The organism is Myxococcota bacterium (assembly GCA_035498015.1).
Taxonomy (GTDB): domain Bacteria; phylum Myxococcota_A; class UBA9160; order SZUA-336; family SZUA-336; genus VGRW01.
In genome coordinates this window covers 36,908-47,494 of record DATKAO010000110.1, presented here as the reverse complement: position 1 = coordinate 47,494, position 10,587 = coordinate 36,908, and the positions used below count along the sequence as shown (strand labels likewise).

13 protein-coding genes are annotated in these 10,587 nt (G+C 72.9%); 3 read left to right on the top strand and 10 right to left on the bottom strand.

The window, feature by feature from the left end; genetic code table 11:
- The coding region (locus VMR86_10170) for a hypothetical protein (protein ID HTO07408.1) at window positions 1-252 on the bottom strand (252 nt) is incomplete at its 3' end.
- A 66-nt stretch (window positions 253-318) separates the two neighbouring features.
- Between VMR86_10170 and VMR86_10165 the strand changes: the two genes are divergently transcribed.
- Window positions 319-903 (top strand): hypothetical protein, encoded by a 585-nt coding sequence (locus VMR86_10165; protein HTO07407.1) that lies wholly within the window; start codon window positions 319-321, stop codon window positions 901-903.
- Here the strand turns inward: VMR86_10165 and VMR86_10160 are convergent.
- From VMR86_10160 to VMR86_10150, 3 genes are read right to left on the bottom strand one after another with little or no spacing between them, the layout of a single operon-like run.
- Window positions 882-1,691 (bottom strand): glutathione S-transferase family protein, encoded by an 810-nt coding sequence (locus VMR86_10160; GenBank protein ID HTO07406.1) that lies wholly within the window; start codon window positions 1,689-1,691, stop codon window positions 882-884. The genes VMR86_10165 and VMR86_10160 overlap by 22 nt on opposite strands.
- Complete coding sequence (locus VMR86_10155; GenBank protein ID HTO07405.1) at window positions 1,688-3,949, bottom strand: molybdopterin-dependent oxidoreductase; 2,262 nt, start codon at window positions 3,947-3,949, stop codon at window positions 1,688-1,690. The genes VMR86_10160 and VMR86_10155 overlap by 4 nt, the downstream gene beginning before the upstream one ends.
- A complete protein-coding gene (locus VMR86_10150) occupies window positions 3,949-4,650 on the bottom strand; it encodes an SDR family NAD(P)-dependent oxidoreductase (GenBank protein HTO07404.1) in 702 nt (233 codons plus the stop codon). The genes VMR86_10155 and VMR86_10150 overlap by 1 nt, the downstream gene beginning before the upstream one ends.
- Before the next feature lie 68 nt (window positions 4,651-4,718).
- Here VMR86_10150 and VMR86_10145 point away from each other — a divergent pair, with 68 nt between their 5' ends.
- Window positions 4,719-5,180, top strand: coding sequence for a helix-turn-helix domain-containing protein (locus VMR86_10145; GenBank protein ID HTO07403.1), 462 nt, complete (start codon window positions 4,719-4,721; stop codon window positions 5,178-5,180).
- 20 nt (window positions 5,181-5,200) lie between these two features.
- Window positions 5,201-6,061, top strand: coding sequence for a PHB depolymerase family esterase (locus VMR86_10140; GenBank protein HTO07402.1), 861 nt, complete (start codon window positions 5,201-5,203; stop codon window positions 6,059-6,061).
- Here VMR86_10140 and VMR86_10135 read toward each other — a convergent pair.
- Genes VMR86_10135 through VMR86_10110 form a run of 6 tightly spaced genes read right to left on the bottom strand, consistent with a single transcriptional unit; the run spans window position 6,058 to window position 10,564 of the window.
- Complete coding sequence (locus VMR86_10135) at window positions 6,058-7,521, bottom strand: CHAD domain-containing protein (GenBank protein HTO07401.1); 1,464 nt, start codon at window positions 7,519-7,521, stop codon at window positions 6,058-6,060. The genes VMR86_10140 and VMR86_10135 overlap by 4 nt on opposite strands.
- Before the next feature lie 3 nt (window positions 7,522-7,524).
- Window positions 7,525-8,025: a histidine phosphatase family protein gene (locus tag VMR86_10130; protein ID HTO07400.1), complete on the bottom strand. Its 501-nt coding sequence runs from the start codon at window positions 8,023-8,025 to the stop codon at window positions 7,525-7,527.
- Between the two features lie 27 nt (window positions 8,026-8,052).
- The gene (locus tag VMR86_10125; protein ID HTO07399.1) at window positions 8,053-8,439 is read right to left on the bottom strand and encodes a phage holin family protein; all 387 of its coding nucleotides are present in this window, start codon (window positions 8,437-8,439) and stop codon (window positions 8,053-8,055) included.
- A gap of 9 nt (window positions 8,440-8,448) precedes the next feature.
- Window positions 8,449-9,147: a pirin family protein gene (locus VMR86_10120; GenBank protein HTO07398.1), complete on the bottom strand. Its 699-nt coding sequence runs from the start codon at window positions 9,145-9,147 to the stop codon at window positions 8,449-8,451.
- 29 nt (window positions 9,148-9,176) lie between these two features.
- Complete coding sequence (locus VMR86_10115) at window positions 9,177-9,950, bottom strand: crotonase/enoyl-CoA hydratase family protein (GenBank protein HTO07397.1); 774 nt, start codon at window positions 9,948-9,950, stop codon at window positions 9,177-9,179.
- Window positions 9,947-10,564 (bottom strand): TetR/AcrR family transcriptional regulator, encoded by a 618-nt coding sequence (locus tag VMR86_10110; protein HTO07396.1) that lies wholly within the window; start codon window positions 10,562-10,564, stop codon window positions 9,947-9,949. The genes VMR86_10115 and VMR86_10110 overlap by 4 nt, the downstream gene beginning before the upstream one ends.
- Between the last annotated feature and the right edge of the window lie 23 nt (window positions 10,565-10,587).

The window sequence follows — 10,587 nt, the reverse complement described above, 5'->3', positions numbered from 1 at the left end:
GAACGCGAAGCACAGGCGCTGCTCCAGGTCACAGATGCCCGCGAGGCCGTCCTCACTCCAGCGGTAGGCGCGCGAGCGCGCCTGGTCGTGCGGAAAGTAGTGCCAGGCCCGGCCGTCCGCGCTGTAGTCCTCGCGCACCGTTCCCCAGGCGCGCTCGGACAGATACGGCCCGATCCGCTTCCAGGGGCCGGGGCCGGCGAGGGACGACGAGGCGAGACGGGCGTGTTCGGCCGTGGGCGGCTGGGGGGGCACGGGGCGTGATCGTACATCGTGGGCGCGGGGGTCAGCTCCCGGCTCCGACTTGCCGATCCGTCCCCCGTGACGGCATCCGTGCCCTCGATCAAGGCGACCGGCTTCCAGGGCGCAGCCGACGACCTGGCGCGGCTCCTGGACTCCGGGCGGCTCTCTCAGGCCGAGCTCGAGAAACGGCTCGAGCAACGCGACCTGCACTATCTCGGCAAACACCTGGCGGCGTCGAGCTGGGTCCCGATCGACACCTACGTGCGCGTGGGAAACATCCTGGGCGAGCTCGAGGCGCGCGGCGACGTGCCGGGTTACTTCCGCGCGCGCGGGCGGCGGGCCGCCGAGCGCCTGCACAAAGCCGGGCTGTACAAGCAGTTCGAGGCCACGGCCGAGAACTGGGGCAAGCGCGCGGGCAGGATCGCCACCACGCTGTCGAGTGTCTTGTACAACTTCACGCGCTGGACCTTCGAGACCCAGGAGGGCCGGCACCCGTTCCAGATCGTGATCGACGACGCGCGCGAGTTCCCGGAGCTGCTGCGCTTCGTGGGCGAGGGCTTCATCGAATACACCTCGCGCAATCAGTCGGGCGGGCGCGAGGTGCGCGTGACGAGCGCGCGCGTCAGCCCGGACCGGATCGTCTACACCGTCGAGATCGACTGAAGCTTGGCGAGATAGGGTCCGAGGTCGGGCGCGAACGCCGGGTGCGCGCACAGCCGGTCGAAGTGGGCGAGGGCCCGCGGGAAGCGCGTGCGCAGCTCGTCGCTCCACAGCGGGGGCAGGCCGGCCTCGTCGAGCAGCTTGCGGTTCGCGCGCTCTGCCGAGAAGAGCGTGAGCTCGGCCGCGAACACCAGGTCGGCCAGGCTGAGTGAGTCGCCGCAGATGAAGGGGCGGTCCGGCGCGAGCGCCTGCTCGATCCCGGCCAGGTAGCCGTCGCGCGCCTCCTGCGTGCGCTCGTGCAGCGGACGCTTGATGCGCCCGCCCGAGAGCTTCAGCAGGTAGACCTGAGCGTCGCGCGCGAACACCAGGCTGGCGTCGAGGAAGGAGTCGATGCGCGAGGCGGCGTACGGGTCCTGGCCGCCGTAGAGGCCCGCCGGGTCGCCACTCACGCGCACCACCGCGCGCAGGATGCTGTTCGACTCGAAGACGCCGGTCCGGCCGTCGGGGCTGAAGGCGGCGGGCACCGTGCCGAACGGGTGTGCCGCGAGGAAGGCGTCGGTCTTGTGCAGCGTGCCGGCGAAGCCGGTGCGCGCGCTGCGCGCGCTGGCTGCGGGCGACTCACCCGGCGCCAGCGGCCGTGCATCGAAGTCCCACAGCCAGCCGCCGAGCTCGCGTGGCGCGGCGCCGCGCACCTCGAGCTCGACCCCGCACAGACGCGCCGCGATCGTGGCCTTGGCCAGGCGCGGGTTCGGCAGATAGGAGAAGACGCGCAGGACCGGCGCGCGACTCACAGCGCCTCGATGCGCGCCGGCGTGTGCTTGTGCCAGGGCGTGCCCGCCAGCCAGTCGCGGTCCTCGCTGGCCGTGAGGTCGTTGGGCGCGACGCCGGTCTTGGCGCGCACCTCGCCGGTCGGGAAGTCCACGCCCAGGCCGTTCGGCAGCGACACGTGGCCCGGCAGCATGCGGTCGGAGAGCTCGACCGTGACTTCGGCGCTGCCGCGCTTGGTGGTGACGCGCGCGCGCCCGCCCTCGGCGACACCGATCCGTGTCGCGTCCTCGGGGTTCATGCGCAGCGCGCCGCCGCGGTCCTTCCGGCGCCAGTCGGGGTTGCGGAAGATGGTGTTGGCGGTGAACGAGCGGCGCTCGCCCGCGGACAGCACGAACGGGAACTCGGCGCTCGAGCCGGGCGGCGGCTCGCCGGCCAGCGCGTCGAGCTCGGGGAAGAGCTCGGGCACCGCGAGCTGGATGCGTCGGTTCGGTGTCGTGACCCGCGCGAAGCTCTCCTCCCAGTCGTCGATCGAGAACACCACCGCGCTCTTCGCCGCGAGCAGCGCGTCGAACAGCGCGTCGGCGGCGTCGGGCGCCTCGCCCAGGAAGCCCGCCCGGTGCAGTGACTCGAGCTGGCGCGGCGCCGCGAGCTGACACAGCGCCCACACGGCGGCGCCCTCCGCCAGGCCCTCGGGCAAGAGGTCTCCGATCGCGCGGTAGAGCAGCGCGGGCGCCACGCCGAGCAGCCGCGGATTGCCGCCCGCCAGCTCGAAGAACTTGTTCCGGAAGGCCAGCCGGCCTTCCTGCCAGGCCGCGCGCAGGGCAGTCACCGCGTCGGCGGGCAGCGCGCCCAGCGCCTCGCACAGGCGCGCGTGCAGCTCGGCCTCCGAGAACAGCCCGGGCAGCGGCGCCATGAGCCGCTTGCGCAGGTGGAAGTAGTTGTGGGGAAACTCGAAGTTGAAGAAGGTGGCCTCGGCCTTCTCGAACTGACTCGCGACCGGAAGCACGTAGTGCGCCAGCCGCGCGGTCTCCGTGAACGCCACGTCGATCACGACCACGCACTCGAGTGACGCGATCGCCTCGCGCATGCGCGCGCTGTCCGCCAGCGAGTGCGCGGGGTTCCCGCTCTCGACCAGGAGCGCCCGGAAGCGCTCTGGGTGGTCGGTCAGGATCTCGTCGGGAATCACGTTGCAGGGCGTGAGTCCGCCGATGATGCGCGCACCGGTGACCGGCGTGCGGCGCCCGTCGTCGCCCCCGCCTGCCAGCGCCACCAGCGTGCTCGGCCGGTAGTCGGCGCCCTGCTTGCCGAAGTTCCCGGTGAGCAGCACGAGCAGCTTGTGCAGGTACGACACGAGCGTGGAGTGCAGGCTCATCTGCACGCCCAGGTCCTCGAAGGTGGCCATGCTCTCGGCGGCGGCGATGCGCCGCGCGGCCGCGCGCACCTGCTCCTCGGGCACGCCGCTCTTCTGGGCGTAGGCCGCCACATCGAGTGACTCGAAGTGAGGCAGGACCTCGTCGAGGCCGTCGGCGTGGGCTGCCAGCCAGTCGCGCTTCGCCAGGCCCTCTTGCACGATCACGGCCACCAGCGCCGCGAGCAGGAACGCGTCGCCGCCCGGGCGCACGCGCAGGTGGATGTCGGCCAGCTCCGCGGTCTCGGTGAGCCGCGGGTCGATCACGACGAGGCAGCGCTTCGGGTCGTTCGCGATCTCGCGCAGCGTGACCCGCGCGCGCGGGATCGAGTGCGAGAACCAAGGGTTCTTGCCGATGAACAGCCCGACCTCGCAGTGCTCGAAGTCGCCGCGCGAGTAGCCGCCGACCATCTTCTGCGCGACCCAGAACTCGCCGGTCTTCTCCTGCGAGAGCGCGCTCGCCTGGTAGCGCATGCCCAGCGCCGACTTGGTCGAGCGCCCGTACGCGCCGGGCAGGTGATTCCCCTGGCCGCCGCCGCCGTAATAGAAGATCGATTCACCGCCGTGCGCGTCGCGCACCGCGGAGAGCTTCTGCGCGACCTCGCGGATGGCGGTGTCCCAGTCGATCTCCTCGAAGCTGCCGTCCGCGCGCCGGCGCAGCGGCTTTGTGAGTCGGTGCGGGCCGTTCTGGTAGAAGTCGAGGCGCGAGGGCTTCTCGCACGCGTAGCCCTTCGAGGCGGGGTGCGCATCGTCGCCGCGCACGCGCACCAGGTTGCGGCCCTCCGGTCCGCCGAGCTGGACCTCGATGCCGCAGTTGCACTCGCACAGGATGCACGCGGTCGACTTCCACTCACTCGTGTTCGCGGCTGCCACTACCAGTTCTCCTTGAAGGGTCGAAGGTCGAGCTCGAAGGTCCAGGCCGAGCGTTCCTGGTGCACCAGGTGGTGCACCGCGTCGGCGATGCCGGCGGGGCGGATGAAGAAGTCGTCGGGCCGGTCGGGATAGGCGCGGCGCGTCCAGGGCACATCGATCACCGCGTCGATCACCACGTAGGCCACGTGCACGCCCTGCGGCCCGAGCGCGCGCGCCAGTGACTGGCACAGGATGCGCTGCGCGGCCTTGGTGGGCGCGAAGCCCGCGAACGCGGCCTTGCCGCGCCAGGCCGAGGTGTTGCCCGTGGCCACGATCGCGCCGCCGCCCGCGGCGACCATGCCGGGCGCCAGCTCCTGGGCCAGCACCAGCAGCGCAGTCACGTTCACGCGGAAGCGCTGCTCCAGATCCTCGGGCCGCACCGTGTCGAACGCGCCGAAGCCGCCCGCGACGGCGTTGTGCAAGAGCACGCTGGGGGCGCCGAGCTCGGCCCGCACGCGCGCGAGTGAGTCGCGCAGCGCGTCCAGGTCCGCCACGTCGACCGGGTAGGGGGCCGTGCCCGGCACTTCGCGCGCCAGCGCCTCGAGCCGCGCCTTGTCGCGCGCCAGCATCGCCACGCGGTAGCCGTCGGCCGCGAAACGGCGCACCAGCGCCGCTCCCGTTCCCGGTCCCACGCCCGTGACGACGGCCGTTCGCTCCGCCACGGCCGGAATCTAGCCCGCCGTGGTTTCTTTATGCAACCGGGACGATTTTCGCCTACAATCCCGCCGGGATGGGTCGCAAGCGTTTCAGCCAGATGAACTGCGGCATCGCCCAGGCGCTCGAGGCGCTGGGCGACTGGTGGACGCTCTTGATCGTGCGCGACGCCTTCTTCGGCACGCGCCGCTTCAGCGACTTCGAGAAGAGCCTCGGCATCGCCAAGAACATCCTCTCGCGCCGGCTCGCGCACCTGGTCGAGCACGGCATCTTCGCGCACGACGGCGCCGAGTACCGGCTCACGCCCAAGGGCGAGGCGCTGCTGCCGCTCCTGACCGCGATGCGCGAGTGGTCCGATGAGTGGGTGTTCGGACCCGGCGGCGAGCCCGTGATCGTGCGCGACCGGCGCACGGGCCGCAGGCTGCCGCGCATGCGAGTCACCGACGCCGATGGCAACGAGGTGACTCGCCGCGACCTGCGCAGCGAGCCCGGGCCCGGTGCGTCGGCCGCGACCCGGCGCCTGCTCGAGCGGCGCTGACGCGCGGCCGATCCAGAGGCGTGCGGCTTCTCGCGCTCGCCCTCGTGTCGTTCGCCGCGGCCGCGCGCGCCGGAGACGCAGGCGACGCGCTGCGCACGCTGCACGCAGCCGGGCTGGAGCGCAGCTACGTGCTGCACGCGCCCGCGCTCTGGCCCGGCACGGACCTGCCGCTCGTGGTGGTGCTGCACGGCTCGGGCGGGAGCGCCGGGGCGATCGAGGCGCAGACCGGCTTCTCGGAAGAGGCCGACTGGCGCGGCTTCGCGGTCGCCTACCCCGAAGCCACGGCGCTCTACCAGCGGCGCTGGAACGCGGGAGTGTGCTGCGGCGCGGCGGACGACGTGGCCTTCCTGCGCGCGCTGGTCGACGACGCCGCGGCCGTGCTGCCGATCGACCGCCGGCGGGTCTTCGCCGCGGGTCTCTCGAACGGCGGCATGATGGCCTACCGGCTGGCGTGCGAGGCGGGTGACACGTTCGCGGCGGTGGGCGTGGTCGCGGGCGCGCTCGTGACTCCCGGCTGCGCGCCGGCCGCGCCCGTCTCGGTCGTGCACCTGCACGGCACGCGCGACGACTTCGTGCCGCTCGCCGGCGGTCCCGGGGCGCTGGGCATAAGCTACCCCACGACCGAGCGCGCGATCGACTTCTGGATCGAGCGCGATGGCTGCGATCCGACGCCCCGCATCGAGTCACCCAACCCCGACGTGACTCGCCGGCGCTACGCCTGCGGCGGCGGGACGGGCGTCGAGCTGTGGGAGATCGAGCGCGGCAAGCACACCTGGCCGGTGGCGAGCCGGCGCTCGCGGCTCCTGCCGCCCCCGCCCAAGAAGCTCGATGCGACGGGCGTGCTGTGGCAGTTCTTCGCCGCGCACCCGCGGCCGGGCTAGCCGGCGGCGATCTGGGCGTTGGAGTACTCGGCCTCGCCGGTGACTTCGCGCACGAGCTGGGGCTCGAGCCAGTCGGGCACGACCACCTCGGTGTCTTCGGTCGGCAGCTCGATCTCGGCCAGCACGAGCGACCGGTCGAGAAACTCGTCGATCTCCCAGGTGAGCGCGCCCTCGGGCACGCGGTAGCGGCGCTTGCGCAGGCGCGCCGACTCGGTGAGCGGCCACAGGCGCGCGAACTCGCCGGGCGAGATCTCCTCCTCGTACTCGGCGCGCACGCGGCCCGTGCCGACCTTCACGGTGCGCGTGCAGCGCGTGCCGCGCGGCCCGACCGCCCGCCGCAGCCGTTCGCGCACGGCGCCGCCCGGGAGGTAGCCCTGCTCGATCTCGATCGCCTCCGCCGCGTGCAGCCGCTCCGGCAGGCCGCGCAGCAGATACTTGCGCTCGATCTCCTGCGGCGGCGCGCCCATGCGGCGCAGTGACTCGACGATCTGCGCGAGCCGGGCCAGGAACGGGGCGTCCTTGCCCGAGAGCCACGAGGCCGCGAGCTCCGCGAACCCCGCGTCGCTCTCCTCGGCGGAGCGGCGCAGGAGCTCGAGCAGCGCCTTCTCCGTGCGCCGGGCGCGCAGCGCGCGCGCGGCGCGCTCGTCGTGGGCGCGCACCGCAGCGAACAAGCCCTGGGCCGTGGCCAGCGCCGCGCGCTCGAGCGCGCCGCGCAGGCGCAGCGCGAGCCGGTCGCGGTCGTGCCGGTCGCCGAGCACGTCCTGCAGGCGCTTGAGCTCGACCAGCACGTCCTGCCCCCCTTCGGTGAGTCGCCGCAGGGGCTCGAGCACGTAGCGCACGCGCTTGGCCGCGATGCGCGCCTGGTGCTCGGCGTGCGCGTCGTTCGGGCCGGTCACCGCCGCCAGCGCATGCTCGAGCTCGGCCGCCGCCGTGCGCAGCGCGTCGCTCGCGGCCAGCGCGAAGCGCGGCCCGGCCGGCGCGGGCCCGGCCGTCACGGGCGCGGCATAGGTCGAGAGACTCGAGCGCAGCTCCGCCTCGAGCTCTTCGAAGCGGTCGCCCAGGCCCTCGAGCGCGTGCGCGCGCTCCAGCCGGAAGGCCGCCTGGAGCTCGGCGCGCAGTGACTCGAGCGCGCTGCGGCGCGCGCGGGGCGCGTGCTCGAGCTGCCCCCCGAGCCAGGCGAGCCACACCTCCGAGTCGCGCGCGCCACCCATCTGACCTGCGATCTTGCCCGCGCGCGCGAGCGCGCCGCCGGCAACCTCGGCGTCGAGAAAGCCGCGGTACGCGGTGAGCGTGCTGCGCAGCCGACGCAGGGCGACGCGCACGTCGTGGATCGCCTCGTCGTCTTCGGGATCGCCCGCGCGCGCGACCGCGAGCCGCGCCTCGTCGAGCTGGCGCAGCGCCACCAGGCGCGCGCCTTCCTCGGCGGGTCGCAGCATCTCGGGGCGCTCGAGCTCCACCATGCGCTAGCCCAGCTTTCGCAGCTGGCCGGGACGCAGCAGCCACAAGAGCCGCCCCTGTCCGGGAGCGATGCGGTCGGGCAGCTCGATCAGACACGCGCCGCCCTTGCCGAGCTCGAGCCACGGCGTCGAGAGACCCGACACCAGCCAGGTCACGAACTCACTCAGGCCCGGCTCGTGACCGACGATCGCCGCCTGCTCGATGCCCTCCTGCTGGCTGAGCCAGCCGGCGAGCTCCGCCGGCGAGTGCCCCGGTGCGAGCGCGTCGGTCTCGGTGAGCTCCACGTCGTCGAGCTCGCGCGCCAGGGCTTCGGCGGTCTCTCGCGCGCGCCGCAGCGGGCTCGTCGCCAGGAGGTCGAGGTCGCCGATCAGCCGCGCCACGGCGCGTCCGGCGCGCGCCGCACGCTTGCGGCCCTCGCCGGTGAGCGCCCGCTTCGCGTCGGCGTCCGGTCCGGCACCTGCCTCGCGCGCCTCCGCGACGTCGTGGCGCAACACGAGAAGCTTCATGTCGAAGCAGTATAGGAGCCGGGCTGGCTAAGGCCGAGGGCGGCGCTCGACGACCAGCACCTCGAACCGGCCGGAAGGTCCGATCCAGGCCGACGCGGCCCACGAGACCACGCTCACGATGATCGCGCCGAGCAGCGCCGCGCCGAAGCCCGCGACGTGGAAGCCCGGCACGAGCGCGGCCACGAGCGCCAGCATGGCCGCGTTCACGACCAGCAGGAACAGGCCCAGGGTCAGCAGGGTGAGTGGGAAGGTGAGCACCACGAAGATCGGGCGAACCAGGGCGTTCACCAGGCCGAAGATCAGCGCGGCGAAGATCAACGAGCCCGTGCCGTCGATCGAAATTCCGTCGAGCAACAAATCGGCAACCCAGAGCCCCAGGGCGTTGACCGCCAACCGGATCAGGAATCCACTCATGAGGTCATCCTACGCGAGATCGAAGACCAGGAGCTGCGCGGCGTCGAGCGCCTCGAGCTCGAGCGCGCGCTCGCCCGAGACCGCGGCGCCGTCGCCGGCGCCGAGCGTCTCGCCGTTGGCGCGCAGCGAGCCGCGCGCGACCTGCAGCCAGGCATGGCGCTCGGTCGCGAGCGGGTGCGCGATCTTCGCGCCCTGCGGCAGCCGGCCCAGGTGGAGTGACACGTCCTGGTGCACGGTGAGCGAGCCCTCGCGGCCGTCGCGCGAGGCCACCAGGCGCAGCCGATCGCGCATCGGGCCCGAGCCGAAGTCACGCTGCTCGTAGCCGGGCTGCAGGCCCGGGGTCTCAGGCAGGATCCAGATCTGCAGCAGGTGCACCAGCGCGTCGCGCGAGGCGTTGAACTCGCTGTGAGTCACGCCGCGGCCCGCGGTCATGCGCTGCAGCTCGCCCGGCCGGATGATCGAGGTGTTTCCCATGCTGTCCTTGTGCTCGAGCGCTCCCTCGAGCACGCAGGTCACGATCTCCATGTCGCGGTGTGAGTGCGGCGGGAAGCCCTTGCCGGGCTGCACCCAGTCCTCGTTGATCACGCGCAAGGCCCGGAAGCCCATGAACTTCGGGTCGTGGTAGTCGGCGAACGAGAAGGTGTGGCGGCTCTCCAGCCAGCCGTGCTGCGCGTGGCCCCGCTCGTCGCTGCGGCGGACCTGCATCATGCGCCCAGGATAGTCCAGGGCGCGGCGACTTACACGCCGGGCTCGCGCCGCCAGGACCCGGCTGCGTAGCGCTCCAGACCCGCGAGTATCTCGCCGCTGCGCAAGCTGGCCATGCCGCGCTCGTACTCGTTGTGGAGCGCGTCGGGAAGCTCGCGCGACCACTCTTCGTAGGACGACAGACGGTCGTTGCGCAGCGCGGCCTGGGGCAGGGCGGCGAGCTGGTGCGCGAGCGAGAGCGCCCCCGCGAGCGCCTGACCCTTCGGCACGAGCCGGTTCACCAGGCCCATGCGCAGGGCCTCGTCACCCGAGACACCCCGTCCGGTCAGGATCAGGTCGAGGGCGTGGCTGTGGCCCAACAGGCGAGTCAGTCTCACCGTTCCGCCATCCATGAGTGGAATGCCGAAGCGCCGGCAGTACACGCCGAACACCGCGTCCTCGGCGGCCACGCGCAGGTCGCACCAGGCCGCGAGCTCCAGGCCCCCCGCCACCGCGTGTCCCTCCACGGCCGCGATCGTCGGCTTGCCGAGCAGGAAGCGCGTCGGGCCGATCGGGCCGTTGCCGTCGGGCCGTACGCGCGGGGCGCGCGCGCCGCCGGGCTCGCGCATCGACTTCAAGTCGTTGCCGGCGCAGAACGTGCCGTTCGCGCCCGTCACGACCGCCACGTGAAGTGAATCGTCGGCGTCGAAGCGCAGCAGCGCGTCGGCGAGCGCCGTGGCGGTGGGCAGGTCGATGGCGTTCCTCACCTCGGGCCGGTCGAGCGTGACCAGCGCGACCGGGCCATCGCTGGCGAAGTGCACGGTCATCGCTGGCCCCGAACCTCGAGCCCGACCGAGGCTGCGACTTGCCGCCACAGCAGCTCGACCACGCGCTCGGGCGACGGACGGGGCGTGCGAGTCAGCGCTTCGACCATGACCATGCGCATGGCGCCGAACATGGCGGCGCCGGCCAGGCGCGCGTCGACGCCCACCGGCAGCTCGCCGCGCCGCTGCGCCTTGCGGATGCTGCGCGCCGCGCGCTCGGCGATGAAGCGTTTGCGCGCCATCTCCTTGCGCGCGACCTCGGGCTCGCGCGCCAGCGGGCCGTAGATCACCGCCGCGATCGGCTCCGCGTAGTGGAAGCGCACGCCGAGCTCGAGCCGGATGCGCTCGTGCTCGGCCCACGTGCCGCGATCGTCGAGATTCACGTCGAAGACCGCGGCCTGCATGCGGTCGTAGTACTCGTCGACCAGCGCAGTCACGAGCCCCGCCTTCGAGCCGAAGTAACGGTGCACGAGGCTCGGCACGACACCGGCGGCCTGGGCGACCTTCGCGAGCTCGACGTCGCCGTCGCTGGCGAGCGCGACGCGGCGCGCCACGTCGAGCAGCCGCCGGCGTGTGGCGCGACCTTTCGGAGTCGCGGGCAGGGCCACGGTTGACATGGCGCACAGGCTGCCGGAAAATA

Excerpts from the sequence above, each read along its gene's own strand:
- VMR86_10145 (HTO07403.1), top strand. The coding sequence starts at position 4,719 with ATGGGTCGCAAGCGTTTCAGCCAGATGAACTGCGGCATCGCCCAGGCG.
- VMR86_10135 (HTO07401.1), bottom strand. The coding sequence starts at position 7,521 with ATGGTGGAGCTCGAGCGCCCCGAGATGCTGCGACCCGCCGAGGAAGGC.
- VMR86_10130 (HTO07400.1), bottom strand. The coding sequence starts at position 8,025 with ATGAAGCTTCTCGTGTTGCGCCACGACGTCGCGGAGGCGCGCGAGGCA.
- VMR86_10125 (HTO07399.1), bottom strand. The coding sequence starts at position 8,439 with ATGAGTGGATTCCTGATCCGGTTGGCGGTCAACGCCCTGGGGCTCTGG.
- VMR86_10120 (HTO07398.1), bottom strand. The coding sequence starts at position 9,147 with ATGATGCAGGTCCGCCGCAGCGACGAGCGGGGCCACGCGCAGCACGGC.
- VMR86_10115 (HTO07397.1), bottom strand. The coding sequence starts at position 9,950 with ATGACCGTGCACTTCGCCAGCGATGGCCCGGTCGCGCTGGTCACGCTC.
- VMR86_10110 (HTO07396.1), bottom strand. The coding sequence starts at position 10,564 with ATGTCAACCGTGGCCCTGCCCGCGACTCCGAAAGGTCGCGCCACACGC.